Origin of the sequence: Bradyrhizobium iriomotense, from assembly GCF_030160715.1 — a bacterium.
In the GTDB taxonomy this organism is placed as follows: Bacteria; Pseudomonadota; Alphaproteobacteria; order Rhizobiales; family Xanthobacteraceae; genus Bradyrhizobium; species Bradyrhizobium iriomotense.
The window spans coordinates 137,815-161,503 of the sequence record NZ_BSOW01000019.1; the positions used below are offsets into that span (position 1 = coordinate 137,815).

General features: G+C 63.1%; 23 protein-coding genes. 20 read left to right on the forward strand and 3 right to left on the reverse strand.

The annotated features are described in order from the left end of the window. The first annotated feature begins 5 nt into the window (after nucleotides 1-5). The 17 genes from QQL28_RS26255 (at nucleotide 6) to QQL28_RS26330 (ending at nucleotide 19,200) form a co-directional block, all read left to right on the forward strand. Nucleotides 6-1,715: an arylsulfatase gene (locus QQL28_RS26255; protein ID WP_284270119.1), complete on the forward strand. Its 1,710-nt coding sequence runs from the start codon at nucleotides 6-8 to the stop codon at nucleotides 1,713-1,715. Nucleotides 1,716-1,828: 113 nt separating this feature from the next. After that, a complete protein-coding gene (locus tag QQL28_RS26260; RefSeq protein ID WP_431309646.1) occupies nucleotides 1,829-2,809 on the forward strand; it encodes an HAD family hydrolase in 981 nt (326 codons plus the stop codon). Between the two features lie 46 nt (nucleotides 2,810-2,855). Then, on the forward strand, nucleotides 2,856-3,095 hold the full coding sequence (locus tag QQL28_RS26265; protein WP_284270121.1) for a DUF3302 domain-containing protein: 240 nt from the start codon (nucleotides 2,856-2,858) through the stop codon (nucleotides 3,093-3,095). Next, nucleotides 3,095-4,036: an HlyD family secretion protein gene (locus QQL28_RS26270; protein WP_284270123.1), complete on the forward strand. Its 942-nt coding sequence runs from the start codon at nucleotides 3,095-3,097 to the stop codon at nucleotides 4,034-4,036. The genes QQL28_RS26265 and QQL28_RS26270 overlap by 1 nt, the downstream gene beginning before the upstream one ends. Nucleotides 4,037-4,045: 9 nt before the next feature. After that, nucleotides 4,046-5,068, forward strand: coding sequence for a DUF1214 domain-containing protein (locus QQL28_RS26275; RefSeq protein WP_284270125.1), 1,023 nt, complete (start codon nucleotides 4,046-4,048; stop codon nucleotides 5,066-5,068). A 23-nt stretch (nucleotides 5,069-5,091) separates the two neighbouring features. Beyond that, the gene (locus tag QQL28_RS45940) at nucleotides 5,092-5,832 is read left to right on the forward strand and encodes a DUF1254 domain-containing protein (protein WP_348522519.1); all 741 of its coding nucleotides are present in this window, start codon (nucleotides 5,092-5,094) and stop codon (nucleotides 5,830-5,832) included. Then, nucleotides 5,829-6,518 carry a DUF1214 domain-containing protein gene (locus tag QQL28_RS45945; protein ID WP_348522520.1) on the forward strand — a complete coding sequence of 230 codons (690 nt, stop codon included), beginning with the start codon at nucleotides 5,829-5,831 and terminating at the stop codon, nucleotides 6,516-6,518. Before QQL28_RS45940 ends, QQL28_RS45945 begins: the two co-directional genes overlap by 4 nt. A gap of 66 nt (nucleotides 6,519-6,584) precedes the next feature. Continuing rightward, nucleotides 6,585-7,601: a SphA family protein gene (locus QQL28_RS26285; protein WP_284270126.1), complete on the forward strand. Its 1,017-nt coding sequence runs from the start codon at nucleotides 6,585-6,587 to the stop codon at nucleotides 7,599-7,601. Nucleotides 7,602-7,623: 22 nt separating this feature from the next. Then, entirely contained in the window at nucleotides 7,624-9,729 is a 2,106-nt protein-coding gene (locus QQL28_RS26290) for an adenylate/guanylate cyclase domain-containing protein (RefSeq protein ID WP_284270128.1), read from the forward strand. Then, nucleotides 9,726-10,751 (forward strand): ABC transporter substrate-binding protein, encoded by a 1,026-nt coding sequence (locus QQL28_RS26295; RefSeq protein WP_431309643.1) that lies wholly within the window; start codon nucleotides 9,726-9,728, stop codon nucleotides 10,749-10,751. The genes QQL28_RS26290 and QQL28_RS26295 overlap by 4 nt, the downstream gene beginning before the upstream one ends. Nucleotides 10,752-10,932: 181 nt before the next feature. Continuing rightward, complete coding sequence (locus tag QQL28_RS26300; RefSeq protein WP_284270130.1) at nucleotides 10,933-11,385, forward strand: hypothetical protein; 453 nt, start codon at nucleotides 10,933-10,935, stop codon at nucleotides 11,383-11,385. 272 nt (nucleotides 11,386-11,657) lie between these two features. Beyond that, complete coding sequence (locus QQL28_RS26305) at nucleotides 11,658-12,683, forward strand: ABC transporter permease (protein ID WP_284270131.1); 1,026 nt, start codon at nucleotides 11,658-11,660, stop codon at nucleotides 12,681-12,683. A gap of 61 nt (nucleotides 12,684-12,744) precedes the next feature. After that, complete coding sequence (locus QQL28_RS26310) at nucleotides 12,745-13,767, forward strand: sugar ABC transporter substrate-binding protein (protein WP_284270133.1); 1,023 nt, start codon at nucleotides 12,745-12,747, stop codon at nucleotides 13,765-13,767. Nucleotides 13,768-13,824: 57 nt separating this feature from the next. Further along, nucleotides 13,825-15,972: an ABC transporter permease gene (locus QQL28_RS26315; RefSeq protein WP_284270135.1), complete on the forward strand. Its 2,148-nt coding sequence runs from the start codon at nucleotides 13,825-13,827 to the stop codon at nucleotides 15,970-15,972. A gap of 2 nt (nucleotides 15,973-15,974) precedes the next feature. Next, a complete protein-coding gene (locus QQL28_RS26320; RefSeq protein WP_284270137.1) occupies nucleotides 15,975-17,096 on the forward strand; it encodes an SMP-30/gluconolactonase/LRE family protein in 1,122 nt (373 codons plus the stop codon). Further along, complete coding sequence (locus QQL28_RS26325; protein ID WP_284270139.1) at nucleotides 17,093-18,616, forward strand: sugar ABC transporter ATP-binding protein; 1,524 nt, start codon at nucleotides 17,093-17,095, stop codon at nucleotides 18,614-18,616. Before QQL28_RS26320 ends, QQL28_RS26325 begins: the two co-directional genes overlap by 4 nt. A 209-nt stretch (nucleotides 18,617-18,825) precedes the next feature. Then, nucleotides 18,826-19,200 carry a hypothetical protein gene (locus tag QQL28_RS26330; RefSeq protein WP_284270141.1) on the forward strand — a complete coding sequence of 125 codons (375 nt, stop codon included), beginning with the start codon at nucleotides 18,826-18,828 and terminating at the stop codon, nucleotides 19,198-19,200. A 55-nt stretch (nucleotides 19,201-19,255) separates the two neighbouring features. Here the strand turns inward: QQL28_RS26330 and QQL28_RS26335 are convergent, their stop codons facing one another. Next, the gene (locus tag QQL28_RS26335) at nucleotides 19,256-19,501 is read right to left on the reverse strand and encodes a hypothetical protein (RefSeq protein ID WP_284270143.1); all 246 of its coding nucleotides are present in this window, start codon (nucleotides 19,499-19,501) and stop codon (nucleotides 19,256-19,258) included. 347 nt (nucleotides 19,502-19,848) lie between these two features. Here QQL28_RS26335 and QQL28_RS26340 point away from each other — a divergent pair, with 347 nt between their 5' ends. Then, a complete protein-coding gene (locus QQL28_RS26340) occupies nucleotides 19,849-20,088 on the forward strand; it encodes a hypothetical protein (protein WP_284270145.1) in 240 nt (79 codons plus the stop codon). Nucleotides 20,089-20,224: 136 nt separating this feature from the next. Beyond that, nucleotides 20,225-20,650 (forward strand): CHRD domain-containing protein, encoded by a 426-nt coding sequence (locus QQL28_RS26345; RefSeq protein ID WP_284270189.1) that lies wholly within the window; start codon nucleotides 20,225-20,227, stop codon nucleotides 20,648-20,650. Between the two features lie 404 nt (nucleotides 20,651-21,054). Here the strand turns inward: QQL28_RS26345 and QQL28_RS26350 are convergent, their stop codons facing one another. Next, nucleotides 21,055-21,420 (reverse strand): VanZ family protein, encoded by a 366-nt coding sequence (locus QQL28_RS26350; protein WP_284270147.1) that lies wholly within the window; start codon nucleotides 21,418-21,420, stop codon nucleotides 21,055-21,057. A 334-nt stretch (nucleotides 21,421-21,754) separates the two neighbouring features. Here QQL28_RS26350 and QQL28_RS26355 point away from each other — a divergent pair, with 334 nt between their 5' ends. Beyond that, the gene (locus QQL28_RS26355; protein WP_284270149.1) at nucleotides 21,755-22,024 is read left to right on the forward strand and encodes a hypothetical protein; all 270 of its coding nucleotides are present in this window, start codon (nucleotides 21,755-21,757) and stop codon (nucleotides 22,022-22,024) included. Between the two features lie 83 nt (nucleotides 22,025-22,107). Here QQL28_RS26355 and QQL28_RS26360 read toward each other — a convergent pair whose 3' ends face one another. Continuing rightward, complete coding sequence (locus tag QQL28_RS26360) at nucleotides 22,108-23,688, reverse strand: EAL domain-containing protein (RefSeq protein ID WP_284270151.1); 1,581 nt, start codon at nucleotides 23,686-23,688, stop codon at nucleotides 22,108-22,110. Between the last annotated feature and the right edge of the window lies 1 nt (nucleotide 23,689).

Below are 23,689 nucleotides of genomic sequence, written 5' to 3' on the forward strand. Positions count from 1 at the left end.
ATCGCATGAGCAGCGAATTGGAGAATAAGAACAACAAGTCCCGGGCTGAGCAGACGATCAATCGCAGACATCTCCTCTTGGGCACGTCATCGATCGTCGCGGCCGCGACGCTGACGTCGGAGGCACTGGCACAGGCCCAGAAGGCCGCGCCCGCGGCGACTGCGGGCCCGTCGCCCGGTCGCAAGCCCAACATCCTCGTGATCTTCGGCGACGACATCGGGCAGGCCAACCTTTCTGCCTATTCCTTCGGCGTCATGGGCTATCGCACGCCGAACATCGATCGCATCGCCAGAGAAGGCATGATGTTCACCGATTATTACGCCGAGCAAAGCTGCACGGCGGGGCGATCTTCGTTCATCACCGGCCAATGCACCCTGCGCACGGGATTGTCGAAGGTCGGCATTCCCGGTGCGGCCGTCGGTCTCCAGGCGCGCGACGTGACGATTGCCGAGCTGCTCAAGCCGCTCGGCTACGCCACCGGCCAGTTCGGCAAGAACCACCTGGGGGATCGCAACGAATATCTGCCGACCGTGCACGGCTTCGACGAATTTTACGGCAATCTGTACCACCTCAACGCGGAGGAGGATCCCGAGAACTGGTTCTATCCCCGCGATCCCGGATTCCTGCAGAAGTTCGGACCGCGCGGCGTCCTGCGTTGCAAGGCGACCGATCGCGACGATCCGACCGAACACCCGCGCTTCGGACGGGTCGGCAAGCAGGCCATCGAGGATACCGGCCCGCTGACGAAGAAGCGGATGGAGACGATCGACGACGAGACATCAGTCGCCGCCATCGACTTCATCAAGCGCCAGGCCCAGGCCAACACGCCATTCTTCTGCTGGTTCAATTCCACCCGCATGCACTTCCGCACGCATGTGCGCGCCGATCATCGCGACAAGCCCGGGCTGAATTCGCGCACCGAATACGCCGACGGGATGATCGAGCACGATGCGACGATCGGGACGATCCTGAAATCGCTCGACGATCTCGGCATCGCGAACGACACGATTGTGATCTACACCACCGACAACGGTCCGCACCAGAACTCTTGGCCGGATGCCGGGACCACGCCGTTCCGCAGCGAGAAGAACACCAATTGGGAAGGCGCATTCCGCGTTCCCTGCATGATCCGGTGGCCCGGCCGGATCGCAGCCGGCTCCGTCTCGAACGAGATCGTGAGCGGCCTGGACTGGATGCCGACGCTGCTTGCCGTTGCCGGCGATCCAGACATCACGCAAAAGCTTCTCACCGGCTATCAGGTTAGCGGGAAAACCTACAAGGTCCACCTCGACGGCTACAACCAGCTTGCCTACCTCACCGGACAGCAGCCGAACAGCGCGCGCAAGGAGTTCATCTATTTCAACGACGATGGCGATCTGGTTGCTGCTCGCATCGAGAACTGGAAGATCGTCTTCGAGGAGCAGCGAGCGACGGGAACGCTGCGGATCTGGGCCGAACCGTTCACGAAGCTCCGCGTCCCGAAATTCTTCAATCTGCGCTCCGATCCCTATGAGCGCGCCGACGTCACGTCCAACGTCTATTATGATTGGCTCATGTCGGACGCGGCGGGCGTCATGATCGGCGGACCGACGATCCTCGGGCAGTTCCTAACGACGTTCAAGGAGTATCCGCCGAGCCAGCGGCCTTCGAGCTTCAGCATCGATCAGATGGTCGAGAAAATGCAGCAGAGCTTCGACGCCGTGCAGAGCAATTGACGGTGGCGAGCTGGATCAAGACGAGGCAGCCGAAGCGTGATGCGTGCAAGCGGCTGCCGCGGTGGCGGTGGTGCGTCGCAGCAGCCCCGCTTCGTCTGGTACTCGTCGGCGTAGTGCTCGCGTCGGTCTTTGCGTGGCATGCATCGGCCCAGGCCAATCCACTGCCGTCCTGGAATGACGGCGCGGCGAAAGCGGCGATCACCGACTTCGTCGCGCGCGTGACGAAAGACGGTGGCACGGCTTTCGTGCCGCCGTCCGAGCGCATCGCCGTGTTCGACAATGACGGCACGCTGTGGTGCGAGCAGCCGATCTATTTCCAGCTGGCCTTCGGGCTCGACCAGGTCCGCTCGATGGCGAAAGCGCATCCCGAATGGAGGCAGCAGCCGTTCAAGGCGTTCCTGTCGAACGACAAGGCAGCATTGGCGGCGCAGGGCCAGAGAGGCCTGTTGACGCTGGTCGCCGCCGCGCACAGCGGCATGACCACGGACGCCTACGCGCAGTCCGTTTCCAACTGGCTCGGAAAGGCGCGACATCCGCGGTTCAACCGTCCCTACAATGAGTTGGTCTACCAGCCGATGGTCGAATTGCTCGGCTATCTGCGCGCCAACGGCTTCAAGACCTTCATCGTGTCCGGCGGCGGCGTCGAGTTCATGCGGGTGTGGACCGAGAAGACGTACGGCATTCCGCCGGAGCAGGTGGTCGGCTCCTCCGGCGTCACGCGGTTCGAGAGCGGTCCCGATGGCCGGCCGGTGCTGATGAAGCTTGCCAAGGTCGAGTTCGTCGATAGCGGGCCGGGCAAGCCGTCCGGCATCAACCGCTTCATCGGGCATCGGCCGATCTTCGCATTCGGCAATTCGGATGGCGACCAGCAGATGCTGCAATGGACCGCGGCCGGACCCGGCGCGCGCTTTCTCGGCATCGTCCATCACACCGACGCGCAGCGCGAATATACCTACGACCGCCAGTCGAAAGTCGGCAAGCTCGACAAGGCGCTGGACGAGGCGATGCAGCGCGGCTGGACCGTCGTCGACATGAAGCAGGATTGGAGAACGGTATTCGCATTCGAGCACGGCAGTGCGGGGGCAGCGCAATGAGGGCGGACCAGGCTGCCGATGGATCGATGAGCGCGAGGTCATCGCGATGAGCGGTTACGACATCTTCGCCTGGATCGTGCTGGTGATTCTCCTCGCGAGCGCGATTGGCGTGGTATGCATCGCCGGATGGCTGCCCGGGCACATCGCGACCTCGCGCAACCATCCATGGGCGCAAGCCGTGACGGTTGCAGGCTGGGTCACGCTGTTCTTCGGCTTCGCACTATGGCCGATCGCGCTGATCTGGGCCCATGTCGACGTGCCCTCACGCAAGGCGGGGGATGCGTAATGGGGATCGCGATCTTCAACACCTACCTCGTGCTGCTGTTCGTGCTCGTGCACTTCGGGATCGTGCGCTTCAACCTGTTCTGGAAGGCCTCGCCGGCGATCGTGCTGGTGCTGCTGATGTTCGGGCTGCTGGTCCCGATGGGTTGGGGCGCCCCGCAAGGCGATGCGCTCGTCGTGCGCAACGCGGTCTCGATCGTGCCTGACGTCGCAGGCGAAGTGACCGATGTGCCGGTAGTCGCGAATGCACCGCTGAAGGCCGGCGACGTCCTGTTCAAGATCGACCCGACACCCTACGCCGCGCAAGTCAAGGCGATCGATGCACAGTTCAAGCTCGCCAGGACGCGCCTCGGGCAGATGACGCAGCTCTACGAGCGCGATGCCGGGCGCGGGTTCGATGTCGAGCAGCGGCAGTCGGAGGTTGATCAGCTGTCCGGTCAGCTCGAATCCGCGCAATGGAATCTCGACAAGACCGTCGTGCGCGCACCGAGCGACGGCTATGTCACCAACCTTGCGCTGCTCAAGGGCGCGCGCGTCGCCAACCTGCCGCTATCGCCGGTGATGGCGTTCATCGACACGTCCGTGACCATCATCGGCGTGCAGATCAATCAGATCGATGCGCGCTTCATCGCGCCCGGTCAGGAAGTCGAAGCCACCTTCAAGTTCGCGCCGGGGCAGATCTACCCCGGCAGGGTCGAGAGCGTGCTGCAGGCGATCGCGCCCGGCCAGACCCGGACATCCGGCACGGCCGTGATGCCGAGCGCGATCGAGGCGGCCCCCTTCGTGGTGCGGGTCAGGCTCGACGACGCTGATTTTACGCGACGGCTGCCGGCGGGTAGCGCGGGGACTGCGGCCATCTACACAGAGCACCTGAAGCCGACCCACATCGTTCGCCGCGTGATCCTGCGGCAGCTCGCAATCCTCAACTATGTGAATCCGTTTTGAGGCAATGACATGAGACAAGCTGTTATCACGATCCTGGTTTCGATGCTCATCGGTCCGCCGACGCTGGCGCAATCGCCTGTGCCCGTCACCGTGGACAATTTCGCCCGCGCGGAATCCGATCTCTATTTCGGCAATGGCATCAAGGATGCCGGGGGCACCGGCAGGCTGTTTCACCATCGCGAGCCGATGCAGATCGAAAAGCAGGGTGTTATCCGGTCTAATCGCGACACGCTGTATTCCATGGTCGTGTTCGATCTCGATGCCGGCCCGGCAACGATCACATTGCCGGACGCGGGCAAGCGCTTTCGCTCCCTGATGGTGGTCAACGAGGACCATTATATCGTCGGCGACGTGGAGTATCGTGCCGGGAGCTATACTTTCGACCGGAAGCAGGTCGGGACGCGCTATGTGCTGATCGGGTTGCGGACGCTGGTTGATCCCAACGACCCCAAGGATGTCGAAAAGGTTCACGCGCTCCAGGACGCGACCACGATCGGCCAGCAGGATGCCGGTCGCTTCGAGGTGCCGAACTGGGATGCTGCCTCGCAGAAGAAGATTCGCGATGCGCTGCTGGTGCTCGCTTCCGCCACAGGCGGTTTCAAGGGAGCTTTCGGTGCCAAGAGCGAGGTCGATCCGGTCAGGCACCTGATCGGGACCGCTGCGGGCTGGGGTGGCAATCCCGATAAGGACGCGACCTATCTCAGCGTCGAGCCGGCCAGGAACGATGGCGTTACGGTCTACAAGCTGACCGTCCCCGGCAACGTGCCGGTCGAAGGTTTCTGGTCGATCAGCCTCTACAACGCCGAGGGTTACTTCCAGAAGAACGATCTCAACGCCTACTCGCTCAACAACATCACCGCAACGAAAGCGGCGGACGGCTCGGTCGCCGTCCAGTTCGGAGGCTGCGACGGCAAGATTCCGAACTGCCTGCCGATCATGAAGGGCTGGAACTACACCGTGCGGCTCTACCGGCCACGCGAGGAGATCTTGAACGGAACGTGGAAATTCCCGGAGCCGCAACCGGTGAGCTGAAGATGAGGACAAGGAGGGCGATCATGAGGCGAACCATCGTTGGAGCAATTGCCATCATGCTGGTGACCGCGAGTGCGTACGCACAGGATCGCTCTTCCGAGGACCTCAACGCGCGAAACATCCAGCGCCGCGCGGTCGAGGCGATGATCTGGGCAATGCCCGCGGTGAATACCGATCTGATGCTCCAGGCGATGCTGACCAGCACCAAGGCCAAGGTCAATGAGATCGTCTACTGGTCGAAGCCGGTGAATTGGAAGAACCAGACGCTGACCCCCAATCCGGATGCGATCTATCTGATGTCGTTCTGGAACGTGAAAGACGGTCCGATCGTGATCGAGATTCCGCCGGCGCAAGGCGGTTCGATCGCGGGAAATATCGTCACCGCCTGGCAGATGCCGCTGGAGGACGCAGGTCCCGAAGGCGCCGACAAGGGCCAGGGCGGGAAGTATTTGATTCTGCCGCCGGGCTACAAGGGCGAGGCGCCAGCGGGCTACATTGCGCTTCAGTCCGACACGTTCAGCGGCTTCGCGCTGCTGCGCTCCAATCTCGCCGGCCATGGCGATGCGGATGTCGCGAAGTCAGTCGCCATGGCAAGCTGGTCAAGGTCTATCCGCTCGCTCAAGCTCAAAATCCGCTGCCGACCAACTTCACGGACGCCTATGATGTCCTGTTCGATTCCACGATTCCCTATGACTCAAGCTTCTATCGCAACCTCGACCGCGTGGTGCAGAACGAGCCCTGGCTCGATCGCGATCGAGCCATGATAGATCAACTCGCGACCATCGGCATCGAGAAGGGTAAGATGTTCAACCCGGATCAGAAGACGCTCGCGCTGCTTGATCAGGCCGCACACGAGGCGCATGCGCTGCTGGAGCAGCGCTATGACGCCGGCTTCGCCGTGATCAATCCGGGCATCCGCTGGTTCCCGGCCGCGGTGGCGGAGATGGTGAAGGCGGCGAGCACCGGATACGCCGACCCGAGCACCTATCCCGTCGACGTGCGAGGGGTCACCTACACGCTCGGTTTCACCGGCATCAAGCGCGTCGGCACGGCGCAGTACTACCTGATGGCCAACAAGGACAGGGACGGACAGCCGTTCGACGGCGCCGCCACCTATCGCCTGACCGTGCCGGCGAACGCGCCCGTCAAGCAATATTGGTCGGCGACCGTCTATGACCGCGAGACGCACGCGCTGGTGCGCAACATGCCCCGCGCAAGTCGCGCCTCGATCAGCGCCGGCATCCAGAAGAATGTCGACGGTTCGGTCGATGTCTATTTCGGCCCGAAGGCGCCGGAGGGCAAGGAGGCCAACTGGGTGCCGACCGATGCCGCGCGAAAATTCGAGCTGTTGTTCCGCCTCTACGGACCGGAGAAGCCGCTGTTCGACCACAGCTGGAAGCTGCCGGACGTCGAGCGTGTGGCGACGACTGTGGGCGGGGCTACGAAGTAGCGGGTCCGCGCCCTCGTTTCGAGAAGGTGATTTGGGTGGGTGCAACGTCAAGTGGGGAGACGCGACATGATCGGACACATTCGACAGGCCGCGCTGCTGGCGGCGCTCGCAACAACCGGCGTCGCGCCTCAGCCCGCGCTCGCCGACGCTGGCGGCGTCAGCTTCTGGCTTCCGGGCATCTTCGGCAGCCTTGCCGCGGTGCCGGGGATGCCGGGATGGGCCTACTCGACGATCTACATCCATCTGCAGGGCAATGCCGGGGCGGGGCAGAATTTTGTCACCAGTGGAGGGGCGCGCGGGTCGGTAGCGGCCGGCATCAACGCGCACGTGGATGCACTGGTTCAAGGCATCACTTACACGTCGCCGATGTCTGTGCTCGGCGGCCAAGCTGCCTTCACGGTGCTCGCCGCGCCAGGAAATGTCGGCATCGGAATCGATGCCACGCTGACCGGACCAAGGGGAAACACCATCTCGGGGAGCGCATCAGACAACCGCACGACGCTGACCGACGTGTTCTACCAGGGCACCCTCAAATGGAATCAAGGCGTCCACAATGAGATGGTTTACGTCGTTGGCAACATTCCGAGCGGCACCTATGATTCCAGCCGCCTCGCCAATTTGAGTTTCGGCTTCCCTGCGGTCGATGCGGGTGCCGGCTACACGTATCTCGATCTAAAGACCGGACATGAGTTCTCCGTCGTCGGCGGGCTCACCTACAATTTCGAGAATCCGTTCCTCCAGTACCAGAACGGCATCGATTTCCATGTCGACTGGGCCGCGTCGCAGTTCGTGACCAAAAACGTCCACATTGGTGTTGCCGGCTATTTCTTCCAGCAGCTTACGGACGACCGCGGCCCCGGGGCGAAGCTTGGTGGCTTCAAGGGGCAGGCGATCGGCATCGGGCCGCAGGTCGGATTCATCATTCCGCTGTCCGAGGGTTACCAGGGTTATCTCAATCTCAGGGGCTACAAGGACCTGGAGGTCGAGAACCGGCTCAGCACCTGGACAGCGTGGGTGACGTTCGCGATTTCGCCTGCCGCGCCAGAGCCGGCGTCGGCGAAGCCGATCGTTCGCAAATATTAGAGGAGGCGCGCAGGACGATCCGATGACCGGAGACCGGACCACTGGCAAGCGTTCATTTCGCATCGGCTTTCAGACATCGATCATCACGGTGTTCGTGGCGGTCATGCTGCTCGTCGGTCTGGCGCTGGTTTATCTCAGCTTCGAGCGGGTCACGCTGATCACGCGGACGGCGGCGAGCGGCTTCATCGAGAAGGTGGCGCAGCTCGGCGCTGACCACGTCGATGAGCAGTTCAAGAACGTTCGCGACAATCTCGACGTCCTGTCTGGCCTGCCGGCGATCCAGGAGGCAGATATCGCGGACAATTCGCGGCTCTACAGCCTGATGGCGGCGATGCTGCGCAATAATCCGCACCTCTTCAATCTCTATATTGGTTATGAGGATGGCTCGTTCCTCGAGATGGACGTCATCGACCGCGCCAAGCCGGCCTTCAGGGCGAGCCTGCATGTCGACGAGGACGCGGCCTTCCGACTGGTCCTGATATCGCGCACAGGTGGCGCCGCGCCGGCCACCATCTTCCTGTCGGAAAACCTGATCCAGGTGGCCGAGGTGGCCGGCCCCAATGGCTACGATCCGCGGACGCGGCCGTGGTATGTCGAGGCCTTCAGGAACGGCAAGACGCTGCTGACCGGCCCCTACGTCTTCTTTGCGACGGGCGAGCCCGGCTACACGCTGCGGACGCCGCTCAAGGAGGGGCGCCGCGGTGTCGTCGCCGGCGATATGCTGCTCAACCGGTTCGAGGATATGCTGGCGCAGCAGAAGCTCGGCCAATCCGGCCTGGCATTCCTGTTCAACGATTCCGGCCACATCGTCGCGCATCCCGAGATGAGCCGGCTGATGGCGGAGATACCGGAGCGGCAGGACGATCTGCCGCAGCTCGGCGCACTGAAATTGCCCGCCGCGGAGCCGGTCATCCGATCGTGGCGAGAAGGCGGGCCGGATCAGCAATTCTTTGCAGACGCGTCTGGACGCGTCTACGTCGCGGCCGTGCACCGGCTCGAGACGGCGGGCTCCGCCAATATTCGCCTCGCGATGATCGCGCCGCTCGACGAGTTCTATTCCCGGATTATCGATGAGCGTCGCACGCTGTTTGCGCTTGCGCTCGCCTTTGTCGGCGGCACGCTTCCGTTCGCATTCTGGCTGGGGTCGCTGATGGCGCGCCCGCTGCGCAAGCTGGCTGAGGAGACCGACGAGATCCAGCGCTTTCAGATCGCCGAGCGGCCGCGAATCCACTCGGTCATCGCAGAGGTCGAGGAGCTCGGCCGTTCGGTGTTCACGATGCGCAGCGTGGTCCGCAGCTTCGCAAGCTTCATCCCGCGGCAGATCGTGCGGCAGCTGATCGAGACGGGATCCGCGCTCAGCCTCGGCGGATCGCGGCGCCAGGTGACGGTGCTGTTCACCGACGTTGCCGACTTCACCGCCAAGACGGAGAAGGCCGATCCGTCGCAGGTGATGATCTACACCTCGCGTTACTTCGCCGCGCTGTCTGAAGAGATCATGAGGCACCAGGGCACCATCGACAAATATATCGGCGATGCCGTGATGGCGTTCTGGAATGCGCCGGCCGACGATCCCGATCACACCGTCAATGCCTGCCGTGCCGTCCTGGCGTGCATTGCGGCAAACGAGGCGCTCAACAAGGATTTTGGCCGCGAAGGCTGGCCGCCCTACGACACCCGCTTCGGCCTTCACGTCGGCGACGCCGTAGTCGGCAACATCGGCTCCAGCGACCGGATGAACTACACAGCGCTCGGTGCCACTATCAACCTCGCCTCGCGTCTGGAAGGTTTGAACAAGAACTATGGTACGCGTGTGCTGGTCAGCTCCGCCGTTCGCGATCGCGCTCGGCACGTGTTCCTGTTCCGGAGCGTCGACAGCATCAGGCCGAAGGGATTTGCGGAGGCGATCGAGGTCAGCGAGCTGCGCGGGGAGCTCACGCGCGCGGACGACGCCGAGATCGCGATGTGCCGCCGCTGGGACGAAGTGCGCGCTGCGATTGCGCTGGAGGCAGATGAGACCGCCGTGGTCCGGTTGTCCGGCTTCCTGCACGACTATCCCAAGGATAGCGTCGCGCAATACCATGCGCAGCGCTTCCGAAAAGCGGCCGGGAATCCGGGGCGGGCCGCATGAGCGTCGGCGGCACCAGGGGCGGGCTGTCCATGAGCCGGCGGCAACTGCTCACGCGTGCCGCGACGCTTGTGGCTGCATCCACGCTCGCCGCGCCTGCGATCGCGCAAGCCAGCGCGAAGGTCAGGCTCGGCTACCTCCATGTGGTCGCCGTCGACGGCCATATCTGGACCGGGATCGACCGCGGCGCGTTCGACAGGCATGGGATCGAGTTCGAACTGCATGAGTTCAATACCGGTCCGGAAGTATTCGAGGCCATGGCGAAAGGCCAGCTCGACGTGGCCTCGGCCGGTGGGGTGATTTCCAACTACCTGGCGCTCGGCCGCGGCCGCGGCTTCCTCATCAACGACATCGAGGTTGCAACCGCCCAGCTCTGGGTCCGGCCGGCGCTGGGCGTGAGCCGTTTTGCCGATCTCAGGGGCAAGCGCATCGCAACGACCCGGAAGACGACGGCGCACATCTTTCTCGACCGCGCACTGCGCGCCAACAATGTCGCGCCGTCCGAAGTCGAGATCGTCGACGGCAGCATGTCGGCCGCCGTGCAGGCGTTCATCGCCGGCGATGTCCCGGCCGTGGCGTTATGGGTGCCTTTCAACATCACCGTGCGCACGGCGCTTCCCGACGCGGTCAAGCTGGTGGATGCCTCGGCCTTCTTCCCGCAATCTGCCGTGCTCGGCGGCTGGGTGGCGCGGCCGGGCTACGATGCGGAGAACAGGGATGTCCTTGTCCGCATCATCCGGGCTTGGGTCGAGGCGAACGACCATATGGTCCGTAACGGCGCGGCGGCAGCGGAAAGCTTGCAGAAGAACCACTACACGCAGGCAGCCGTTGCCGACATCACCGAGGCTTTCAAGGCGCAGAAGCTCTACTCATCGCGCGAGTGGAAGCGGCTTTATTCTGACGGCACCGTTGTGAAGTGGCTTCAGCAGGTCAGCGACTTCTTCATGGCGGATGCCGGCGTCGCCAGCGCGGTGCGGGCGTCCGATTATTTCGACACGGGTCTTTATCTCGCCGAGGTGAAGTAGGGCGACCGGCTTGCCTGTCTGGCAAATCAGCACCTTCCGGGTAAGGAGCCGTGTCAGTGCGTGCAACTTGTGTGAATTGGTTTGAGAAGCGTTAACCGTGGCCGAACCGCCGTGCGATCCGCCATTGTCGCGCCCCAGACTTGGTAGCAAATATGCGCGACTTTTATTGCGGGTGTTTTCCATGCTGAAAGACGGCAAATACGCTGCATGGTTCAGGACCTCGCGTGGCCAGGGGACGGGGATCGTGCACCTCGCGCAGGGCCGGATATCGGGCAGCGACAGCTTCTTCACCTATGGTGGCTCCTACCAGGTCGACCAGGATCGTTTCACTGCTGTGCTGACCACTCGCCGTTACGCCGACGGCATGCCCACTGTGTTTGGACTGGACGAGGTTGAGGTCAAACTTTCCGGCATCTGCACCGGCGCGATGGCGACCTGTTCGGGGCGCGCCAAGGAGGCGCCCGACGTGCTGTTCGAGGCGACACTGATCTTCAGCCAGGATGAAGCGCCGCCGCCGGACCCCAAATGCGCGGTCGTCAAGCTCAAGCCGGATAAGTTGCCGAAGGCGGTGGACAGCCGTTCGCGGCCGCGCCCGCCGCGCGTACCCGGGCCGTCAAAGAGTCCACTGGCCTGATGCCGCTTTTCGCGGCAACGAGATTTGCCGCGCCTTGCGAATATGCCGTTTCGTGGAAATCCCCACCTTTTGGTTGTGATGGTAGCCACTTCGGATTTTACCCGCAGCGAGACGGGAGTCTCATCGCGTCAAATCAAACTAAGTATCAAACACCGATCGTCGGCGATGCGATGATCGCGAGAGCGTGATCTGCTCGTATTTGAGAAATATATTTGACGAATACTGGTTGTCGCTCCTACACTCGCAACCAAAATAAGAGTGGGAGGAAACAAATGCGGTGGCCTTTGGCATCGCGCAGTGTTGCTGTTCCGGCCACCACTCCTCGCATCCCCTTCAATATCGCCAAGCCCAACCAGGAGCAGATCGTTCTCCTGATCACGATCGTGCTGCTGATCGTGTTCGGCTTCACGCTGAACGGTTTTGCGACCATTTCCAACCTGCTCAATCTGTTGCGAAGCATTTCAATCCTCGGCGTGCTCGGGCTCGGCATGGGGCTGATCGTGATTAGCCGCGGGATCGATCTCAGCGAAGTCGCGACTCTGGCGGGCTGCTGGGCGATCGGCCTGATCGAAATGCAGCGCGGCATGCCGGTCGGAGCCGCCGTCCTGCTGGCGCTCGCGATCGCGCTGCTGATCGGTGTGATCAACGGCGTCATGGTTGCGTTCGTGGAGGCGCCGCCGTTGTTCGTGACGCTCGCGGCGGGCTTCGTCATCTATGGCCTCGCGTTCTGGCTTGCGCCGGCCTGGGTGGTCTATGCGCCGAGGGACGCACCGGGACTGATGTTCGCAGGTGCCGGGCGGCTGTTCGGCATTCCCGTGCCGATCCTGGTGTTCGCCGTCTCGGCGATCGCGATGCACCTGTTCCTGTCGCGCACCTCGATCGGCCGGTTCATCTATGCCCAGGGCGACAATCCGGAAGCGGCGCGGCTGACCGGCATTCCGTTGCGGCCGCTGATCGTCCTTGAATATTCGCTGGTGGCCTTCCTGGCCTGGCTTGCCGGCCTCGTCTGGGTCGGCACGACCGGCAGCATGCAGATGGCGATCACGCAGGGCACCATGATCTTCGACGTCGTGCTGGTCGTCGTGATTGGCGGCATCAGCCTGATCGGTGGGCGCGGCAGCGTGTTCTCCGTCGTGGTCGGCTGCATCCTGATCGGCACCTTGCTCAACGCCTTCACCATCATGGACGTCAACAGCGAGGTGCAGAACATCATCAAGGGCGTGGTGCTGCTCGCTGCCATCGTGCTCGACAACTTCCTGCATCCGCGGGACGAGGAGACGGCACGGCAAGGTGACTAACGAGGAATGCCGGTCAAGGCATCCCGTTTTCGACAATCAAAAACAGGACGAGGAGGATCCCATGAATAGGAAGTTCTGGACGATCGCGGCGGCAGCTGCGGCGCTTGTTGCGCTGCCGATGTTGGCGGCAGCACAGGAGGAAGGCGGCACAAAGACCGCGCGCGAGCTTCGCGCGTCTTACGACAAGTCGCTGCAAGGAAAGACGATCGCATACCTGCCGATCGCGCTCGGCGTTCCCCTCTCCGATGAATGGGGCCGGGTGGTGCAGGAAGAGGCCGAGTGGCGCGGCATGAAGTTCATCGTCCGCGATCCCAACAACAACCCGTCGGCGATGCAGCAGGCCTTGACCGCGCTGGTCGACCAGAAGCCGGACGTGCTGATCGTGCAGAACCCGAGCGTCACGCTGCTGATGAAGGATTTGAAGCGCGCCGAGAGCCAGGGCACGCATGTCATCCAGATCAACATGTCCTCGAACTACAAGTCAGGCGCCTTCGTCGGCGCAGATTGGCGCGAGATCGGCAAGATGCTTGCGACCGAAGTGGTCAAGGCGTGCGGCACGGGCACCGGCAAGTCCGGCAAGGTCCAGATCGTGCAGGGCGAGCTGACGGCGGCGGCCAGCGTCGACCAGGTCGGCGGCATCATGGAGGTCCTGAACAAGGATACCAACATCAAGGTGGTCTCGAACCAGGCTGCCAATTGGGACGCCAACACCGCGCTGAACATCACCGCCACCGTGATCCAGCAGCATCCCGATCTCTGCGCCTCGATCGGCTTCTGGGGCATCATGGAGTCGGGCGCCGCGCAAGCGATCCGCAATGCCGGCAAGATCGACGACGTCAAGGTGTTCGCCTCCGGCGAGGGCTCCTCGCTCGATTGCGATCAGGTCAACTCCGGCAATTTCTACAAATTCCTGAGCTACAAGGCGACCGAGCAGGGCCATGACCTGATGTTCGCCGCCGAGACGCTGCTGATGCTCGGCGACAAGCCGGGCACGCGGAATCTCGAGTTCTACACGCGGCCGGTCTGGCTCGATAAGACCAACGCCTCCGGCGCCAACTGCTTCGCACTTCCCAAGAAGAGCTGACCTGAACGTTGGCCGGTGTGCGCCGTCGCACGCCGGCTGCTTGGGAGTGCCAGGATCATGTCGACGATCGAAGCCTTTGCCGAGTCTCTTACAATGTCGGCGCGGCGGTTCTCGCCCCGCCTGCTGCTGTCCGAGCTCTTGCTGAAGCAATGGTTCGAGCCGGTCGTGCCGTTCACGGTGATGATCGGCCTGTGGCTCTATTTCGCGCTCACGATTCCCGACTATGCCTCGGTGCAGAACACGCTATCGCTGCTCCGGCTGTTCGCCGAATTCGGCTTCGTGGCGCTCGCCATGGGATTTTGCCTGATCAGCGGCGGCATCGATCTGTCCGTCGGCGCGATCTTCGCTCTGTGCAATTTCGCCGCGCTGTTCTTCCTGCTGGTGATGGAATGGCCGGTCGGTCTCGTCGTCGTGGCGACGCTGGCCGTCGGCGCCGTGCTCGGCAGCATCAACGGCTTCCTGATCGGCTTTCTGAAGACCCGGCCGTTCCTCACCACGCTGGTGACGCTGATCATCCTGCGCGCCTCGGTCAACCTGCTCAATACCGGCTACGCGCAGGTGTTTGCAACCAATTCCGTTGACAGCGATGCCTGGGATTTCATCGGTGGCGGCAGCGTGCTCGGCATTCCCGTCAATGCGGCGACGCTGTTCGTCGTGCTGCTCGTTTGCCATATTTTCCTGTCGCGCTCGCGCTATGGCTGGCACCTGACCGCGATCGGCGCGAGCCGCAAGGCCGCGCGGCACGCCGGCATTCGTGTCCGGCTGATGCTGTTCCTGACCTACGTGTTGTCGGGCGCGCTGTGCGCGGCGAGCGGCATCTTCTACGCGGCGCGGCAGGCGAGCACGGATTCCACGACCGGCGTGGGCTGGGAATTCCAGGCGCTGACTGCGGTCGTGCTCGGCGGCATCTCGCTCGCCGGCGGCAAGGGCACGGTGTGGCGGGCGATGATCGGGGCGTTGATCATCTTCCTCCTCATCAACGGCCTCGTGCGCATGGGCATTCCCGGCTACGTCACCTCGGCGGTGACGGGCATGATCCTGCTCGCCGCCGTCGGCATCGACGTCAAATGGTCGAAGAATCGCGGCAAGGCGATCCAGAAGATCTACGTGAACCCCGCCTATGTGGCGCTAGCGCCGGCGCCATCGGTGCAGCCGGGGGCGGCCTCGCCCTATGCCCAAAACGACCGGCTGATCCGCGCGCAGGCGATCGGGCTCGACCAGGTCGAGGGACCGGAAGACGTCATCCTCGACCGCCAGGGCCGGGTCTATGGCTCGACCCGCGACGGCAACGTGATCCGCTTCTCTGGGCCGAACTTCGAGACGCGCGAGGTGTTCGCCCATATCGGCGGCCGGCCGCTCGGCATGCAGTTCGACCGCGACGAAAATCTGATCGTCGCGGTGGCCGGCATGGGCGTCTACGGCATCGCGCCGGACCAGCGCGTGTTCAAGGTCACCGACGAGACCAACCGCACCTGGTACAAGCTCAACGACGACTCCCGCCTGCGCATGGCCGACGACCTCGACATCGCGCCCGACGGCAAGATCTATTTCAGCGACTGCACCACGCGCTACGAGATGACGACCAACACGCTCGACATCCTCGAAGCAAGGCCCAACGGCCGTGTGGTCTGCTACGACCCCGCGACCAAGACGACGCGCACGATCATCAACCATTTCTATTTCCCGAACGGCGTTTGCGTCTCGCACGACGGCAAGTCTGTGCTGATCGCGAGCACCTCGCTCTGCAAGGTCTTCCGCTACTGGATCGAAGGACCGAAGAAGGGCAAGACCGAAGTCCTGATCGACGAGCTGCCGGGCAACCCCGACAACATCAATCGCGCCTCCGACGGCACCTACTGGCTGGCGCTGGTCGGTATCCGCACGCCGACCTTCGATCTCTCCGTGCGCAAGCCGGGCTTCCGGCTGCGCATGGTCAAGCAGGTGCCTGCCGACGAATGGCTCGCGCCGGCGCTCAACCACGGCTGCGTGCTGAAGTTCAACGAGCAGGGCGAGGCGCTGGAATCTTGGTGGGATCCGACCGGCATCTCGCATTCGACGCTGACCTCGATGCGCGAGCACAAGGGCTATCTCTATCTGGGCGGGCTCGAGAACAACCGCATCGGCCGCATCAAGCTCGACGGTGTCGATGAGAGCTGGACCGGCTATGACGCCTATTGGGGCGACAAGAGCAGGGTGGTGAGTTAGCGATGGGATTTTTCGATCACCTCCTGCGCGACATCCGCAGCGTCATCGATCGCGATGGCGGCCAGAACGCGATCCCGCCGCTCGACGGCGCGCTCAGCCCGAACGACCGGCTCGATGGCTGCACGGTGATTGGCGAGCCCTTGCCTGGCATCGACGACGTCGTCGCGGCCGCGGACGGCGCGCTCTACCTGTCCGCCGGCAAGCGGGTCCTGAAGCTCTCGGGCGATGATCTATCGACACGGACGCTGGTTGCCGAGTTCGACGGCGAGGCGGGTGGGCTCGCGATCCACCCGGACGGGCGACTGCTGGTTTGCGTCGCCGGACGTGGCCTCGCGGCGATTGACCCAGCCAACCCCAGCCCGCGCTGGCTGGAGACCGTCGACGGCCGTGGTCTGTCAGGTCTGCTGTCGGTCACAGCGGCGCCGGACGGGCGCATCTTCGCGGTCGAGGGTTCGACCGGCCGCACGCCGGATCAGTGGCGGCGCGATCTGATGGAGAAGCAAGGCAATGGCCGGCTGATCGCCTGTGGATCAGACCTTGGGAACGCATCCGTGCCGTTGCGGAACCTGCCGTATCCCTATGGCGTCGCGGTCTCTGCGGACGGTGGCAGCCTGTGGCTGACCGAAAGCTGGGCCCATCGCCTCAGCCGCTTCCCGCTGACCGCCGATGGCCTCGGGCAGGGCGAGGTCATTGCGGGCAATCTGCCGGGCTATCCCGCAAGGCTGCATCCTGACGGCAATCGGGGCTTCTTCCTCGGCCTGTTCGCGCGGCGCACGCATCTCATCGAGTTCGTGCTGAAGGAAGACGATTTCCGCAAGGAGATGATGCGCACGATGCCGGAGAACTACTGGATCGCGCCGGCGCTTGCCGGCGGTGCCGACTGCCTGGAGCCGATGCAGATCGGCGGCGTCAAGGCGCTCGGCATCCAGAAGCCGTGGGCGCCGCCGCGCTCCTACGGATTGCTCGTGCATCTCGACGCCGAGGGCGAGGCGACTGAAAGCCTGCACAGCCGTGCCGGCGGCCGCTTCCACGGCGTCACGGCCGCCTGCAAGGTGCGCCAGGGCGTGGTGATCGCCGCACGCGGCACCGGCTGTCTTCTGCTCCATTCGGGAGAGCTCAGATGAGCGACGGGGCCAATCTCGCCAACGGCGCAGCCGAGCCCGTGCTCGAGATCATCGGCGGCAGCAAGATCTATGGCGGCGTGCACGCCATCGAAGGCGTCAACTTCAACCTCTATCCCGGGGAGGTGCATGCGCTGGTCGGCGAGAACGGCGCCGGCAAATCGACGCTGTGCAAGGCGATCGCGGGTGCGATCGGGCTCACCTCCGGCGAGTTCCGGCTCGACGGCAAGCCCGCCAATTTCGAGCAGCCGCGCGATGCGCTGAACGCCGGCATCTGCATGGTCTATCAGGAGACGAGCCTGGTGCCGACCATGACGGCGGCGCAGAACATCGAACTCGGCAACGAAAAGCTCCTGACGCGCTTTCGCACGCTGAACATCCAGGCCCAGCAGCTCCTGCAATCGCTCAACTTCCACGTCGATCCCGCAACGCCCGTGGCGATGCTAGGTACCGCCAAGAAGCAGATGGTCGAGATCGCGCGCGCGATCTACAACAAGGCCCGCATCATCATCTTCGACGAGCCGACCGCATCGCTGACGCCCGAAGAGATCGTGCATTTCTTTCATCTGGTGCGCGACCTGCGCGCCCGTGGCGTGTCGATCATCTACATCTCGCACGCGCTGGAGGAATCGCTCCAGATCGCGGACCGCATCACGGTGCTGCGCGACGGCAGGCTGGTGATCACCGCGCCGGCAAAACAGCTCACGCGCGATAGCCTGGTGCAGCACATGGTCGGCCGCGAGGTGGCGCAGGCCGTTTATGGCCGCAAGGAGAAAACGCACCAGCGCCGCGAAAAGGTGCTGACCGTCGAGAACGTCACCATGGGCATGGCGGTCAAGAACATGTCGTTCTCGGTCTATGCCGGCGAGGTCGTCGGTATCGCCGGTCTGATCGGCTCGGGCCGCACCGAGATCGCAAAAGTCATCTACGGCGCGCTGAAGCGAAACCTGATCAATGGCGGCACCATTCGCCTGCGCGGAAAGCCGATCCGCTACCGCGTGCCGCGGCAGGCGATCAACGACGGCATTGCCTACATCACCGAGGATCGCAAGGCCAACGGTTTCTTCGAGACCATGGTGGTCGACGACAACGTTTATCTCGGCAAGCTCGCCACCAAGAAAGGTTTTAGCTTCCTCCTGTCGCGCGCAAGGCGCGGCAAGCTAGCCAACTATTGGGTCGAGCGTCTCAAGATCAGCGCGCTCCAGCGCAAGGCAAGGATCATCGAGCTGTCCGGCGGCAACCAGCAGAAGGTAGTGCTGGCCAAGACGCTGGTGCAGGATCCCTCGATCATCATCTTCGACGAGCCCACGCGCGGCGTCGATGTCGGCACCATTCCGCACATCCATGCCGAGATCAGACGGCTCGCCGACGAAGGCAAGGCGGTGGTCGTGATCTCCTCCTACCTGCCGGAGGTGCTTGCGGTCTCCGACCGCATCCTGGTCGCCCGCACCGGGCGCATCGTCGCCGAGTTCGACGCCGCCGAGGCCACGCAGGACAAGATCCTCTACGCCGCGGTGCATTGAGTTCGCTCTCGGCGGGTACCGTTTCACGCTACCATTCGGGCTAGGGTCCCTACCTCTTTCGGATGACCTGAAGCGCGCCGTAAAATCAATTGCCAGCTTCTCGTGTCGGCAGTGTGCTGTCGTGCCTCGACTTCGCGGCGAACGAACCGACGCGAGCACGCGCATTGCGACGATGCAAATCGCGATCGGCAAGCTTTCAGGAGGCGCAGGTGAATCGACGACGATTGCTGTTTCCATCTCTGATCGCAATGCTGCTGGAACTCGGTGTGCTACCGGCTTCTGCCGGCAATTGTATTTGGAAGTTGGATGGCTTCGAGCTCAATGCGGATATCGTCTATTGGAATTTTGTCATCGGCTCATCTTCGGAGTGTTTGCAGGGTCTTCGCGGCAATACGATGCTGATCGATCAGGTGAAGATCATTGAGCCACCAAAAGCAGGCAGCCTGAGGATTTCCGGACCGGCCTTCCACTACAGAGCGCCGTCAGCGGCGGGATCTCTTGATTCCTTCAGATTGGAAGTCCTGGGAGAAAATCACAGGATCCGCGGTACGTCCGTGATCGTTGTGGGCGTGGAAATACGCTAGATCATCTCGCCGCAATTCGGCCCCGCGGAGTGGCGGTAACGTACCCAAGCCCCAATCATTGCGGGGCGCGGACATTCGTTTGGTTACTGTTTATGGCGGGGTTGGCAGAAACCGCAGGCGGCGCACCCTGAGCGATCGGATTCCTGAACGGGTTGCTGTTTGGTTGCGTGGCCACGGGGAAGCGGCTGTTTCCGGCGGTACTTAGGTTGCTGCTGCTGGACTGTGACGGCTGTGCGGCTCCTCCAGCATGAGCGGACATCGAGAGGGTCAGAAGCACCGCGGGGAGGAAAAACTTGATCATGGTGATCTCCATCAAGTTCAGCTGCGTACCGATTGCAAATTCTGCGCGGCAAACGTCGTGCGTCCCAATGGCCTTTCGGGTACGTCCTATACCTCTTTCGGATATTTGTGCGGTCTCGAGTGGCTCTCTCCGGTAGCCAGGATCATGCGGGTGGATCCCTCTCGTCCCGGCGTAAGCGCTGCCGTGGTGGCGTTGTGGAAAGTGATGTCGCGATCGGCAACCCCGCCTTTACGAATGCGCCCTACGTTGCGGGTCGCGCAACGGCGGTCAGGAACATGCCCCAGGTCTGGATGACGTACGATGAACTCGCGACGCTCTGCAATTGCAGCGCGGCGGAAGCCAGGCTCATGGCGCGACATCTGTCGCTTCACCGTCGCAAGAGCAGTGACGGTGCGACGCGCGTGAAGCTTAATCTCGCGTTGACGGCCCGCTTCTTCGCCAGCATTCGCGAGTCGGAGTTCGATCTCGATGGTGCGATCGAGGCCTTGCGCGATACCCATCGGCAGATGGCCGAGCTTTTGACGCCCGGAGAAGGCGACAAGCGCGGGGGGCTTGAGGCGTCCTCCGCGCCCCATCCCAAAGGATGACATGGTCGACGCCGCGCCAGGCGGACACGATGCCTTCGAATCGGGCATAGATCTGCTGCCGGAATTTCCCGTTGCCGCGGGTGTTCCACCAGAACGGGTCGAAGCGCAATACGACCTGGAGGTTGGGGAGGATGTCATGACGAAAGCCGTGCGTCTGGCAGGTGCAATACTCTTGGGTGCAACAGTTTTGGGCACGACGGCCAGTGCCGAGGTGATCAAGCTCACGGCCGAGCTCAAGGGCAGCAACGAGGTGCCGCCGAATTCTAGTTCCGGCTCCGGCAAGGCCGAGGCGACCTTCGATACCGACAGCAAGGTCCTGACCTATGCGGTTACCTATTCAGGCCTGACCGGGCCCGCGGTTGGCGCGCATTTCCATGGCCCGAGCGAGCCCGGCAAGAATGCCGGCATCGCGCTGCCGTTCAAGTCGGCCCAGAGCCCGATCCAGGGCACAGCCACGCTCTCGGATGCACAGGCTGCGGATCTCCTGGCCGGCAAGTGGTACGCCAACATCCACACCGCGGCGAACCCGGGGGGCGAGCTCCGCGGGCAGATGGCGAAGTAGCAGCAGACGTGCGCAAAGACGGGTTTAGCGCTATTGCTGGCGACCGATCCCGAGTTCCCTCTGGAGCTGCGGGGTGAGGCCCATCGCGCCCTCGGTGCGGCCCTGGCCAGTTCCCAGACTACGCGTGCCTGTCGATGGGGTCGAAGATGAAGATGATGATGCGGGGGCAGCCGATGACGGCGGTGAGCTCACGGGGCTGCCATATCCGCTGCGGATGCCGTTCGAATTGGTGCTTTGAGCCCATGCAGACCCACTAGCGATGAGCCAAGCGGCAAGCAGCGCCGTCGCCATTCCCTTCATGACCAAATGATCTCCTCGATGTGGCCGGGAGAATAGGCAGGCGGGGCGTCCTGCGGCAAGGCCTTTTGCCGCATAGCGGCGTCGCTACGCGTCGGGCCCGTGAATTAGGAGCGTGCCCGAGGCAAAAATGCCAGAACGGTTTGCGCAATGCTGACCCCGACAACGCCACCGGCCGCTTTCTGGATCACGTCGAAGAACGCTGCGTCGCGGTCAGGACGCAGCGCTTGCAAGAGTTCGAGCGAAACGGCAACGCCGATCACGAGCAGGCAGGCCTGCGTGAAGCGCCCGGGCAGCACGAACGCTAGCAGAAAGCCCAGCAGTCCATAAGCGCTGAAGCGCTCGATCACGACGACCCAATAGGCCTCGTGATGACCGATCAGCACGGGACGCCCCGTCAGCGCGGCGAGAGTTGCGTAGACGATGATCGCGAGGCAAATGCCCGTTGCGGCAATAAGCTTGTTCCGGGTCATGGGCCTATCTTAATGCAACGATAGCCTTGCCTCAGAGGAAGTTAAGGACATCGTTAATGTCCTGCTCAGGGGGCACACGTCCTTGTGACCACGCCATGGGCAGCGCACCGGCCGTGCTTGCCTCATGAGCAATCCGCGACTCGTTTTTTCTCGGCTGCTATCCTTATCGCCGCGATACGGCGCACACGCTGAAAATGGCCAAAAACGTTTGCAAATGTGCTTGCCGACCTTATCCCTGCCGAATGCATTCTGCGTTGCGAAGTTCGTGGCTGTGGCCATAGAATGCGACGGACGGCCGGCGAGGGGTAAAGGGGAAAACTCGAGGAGCCTCCCTATGCGCGTGTTTGCCATTGCTTTGTCCGTGCTCCTCTTGCCCGTTGCAGCTCGCGCGCAAGAGAAAGTGCAGCAGCCAAAAACCGATCCATGCACCTATACCATCGGGGGCAAGCAATACGAGGTGCCGATTGGTGTGAAGATTTGCTTCCGCTCGCCACCTCCGTACGGCGATCAATATTCACTTCAGCAGTGTTTCCCGCCACTGAGCGAGTTCGCACTGGTCAAACGCGGCGATCCTCGTTGCGAGCGATATGAGGACCGGCAATAGCGCTCCCTGGAGCAACCGTTCTGTCCCTGAGGATCGGTCTACCGCTTGCGCGGTACCGAGGATGGGATTGTGTCGAAATTGATTCAGGCGACCAGCACCGCTGCTGAATCGGCAGAGATCGACCGGCGCGTTTTGAGGAGCTCGATAAATTTGGCAAAGGGCAAGGGGGCTGCAACCAGATAGCCTTGGCCTTCCTCGACGCCGCAGGAGATCAGCGCGCGGACCTGCTCGTCGGTCTCGATGCCTTCGGCGATCACCGTCATGTGCAGGTCGCGCGCGAGCTCGACGAGCATCTCGACGATGGTCGTGGTCGACGCATCCACCGTGATGGTGTCGACGAAGAACTTGTCGATCTTGATGGTGTTGGCGCCCAATCCCTTCAGCCGCGACAGGCCACTGTGGCCGACGCCGACGTCGTCGATGGCCACGCGGAAGCCATAGTCGCGCAGCTCGCGCACCACGGACGCCGCACGCGCGAGATCGTCGAGCTCTTCGCGTTCGGTTACCTCGACTACGATCTGCCGCGCCGAGACCTTTGCGGCCAGCACTGTGCTGCGCAACGTCTCGACGAAACCGGCACTCAAGAGGTGCTTTGGTACGACGTTGAGTGACAGCTTGAAGTCCTTGTCCGCCTTCAGGTGCGGCTGCAGGTCGGCAAGCGCGCTGCCCAGGATCTGCCAGGTCATGCCCTGGATGCGCCCGCTGGATTCGGCCAGCGGGATGAAATTCATCGGCGGCACCACCGAGCCGTCCTCGCGCAGCCAGCGCGCCAGGATCTCGCAACCGATGATCCGGCCCGTGCGCAGCGCGAAGATCGGTTGGAAATACGGCTTGAACTCGCCGCGCGCGAGGCCACGGTCGAGATCCGCGACCGGACCCTCCATGCGCCGGCTCCTGGACAACAAGATGCCGAAGAGGATGCCGAGCGCGAGAGCGAGCGCCATCGCGGGCCAATAGACTTCAGAATTCCACGTCGCCAGCACCGCGCGTTCGACGCGAATGGTGGTGCGAAGCGGATAGCGCGCCGAGCTCTTGTCGAAATCGGTGGCCTCGCGTAGCGCCTTGTCGGCGTCGAGCATGAACGCCCCTAGCTTCTCACCATTGCTCAGCGCGAGCAGCACCTCGCTGTGCGCGCGCAGTTCGGCCGGCATGATGTCGAATAGGCTCGAATTGACACCGAGGATCGCGACCAGCGCCTTCCTGTGGTCGATGTCCCGGAGCACGCCGAGGGCGTCACCGCCGAACTGCTCGACCCGGAACAGGAGCAGTCCCGTATCGCGTGATCCCTGCATGTCTGCGCGGTGGACCCAGCCCTTGTCGAATTCCAGCGTCTCCGAATAGGCCGAACAGATCACCGAGCCGTCGGCATTGACGAGGCGGACGTCCTTGACCGTGGAACGCTGGTAGACGTGGAGGCGGATCGCCTGGAGCGAAGCGGGGCTGCAATCGGCAAGTCCGCGGCCCGCGAGCTCGTCGAGGCTAGCAGCGGCAAAGTCGATCGCGAACTCGGAACGGCGCAGCACCACCCCGGTCAATTCGTCGAGCTGGCGCGCCTGCTGATGGCGGATGAAGCTCGTCGCGGCCAGGTGGCCAGCCAGACCAAAGAGCAGCGTGCTCGCGAACACGAGCGCGATGAGGGAGACGGGCGGCCGCGCTGGTTTCATC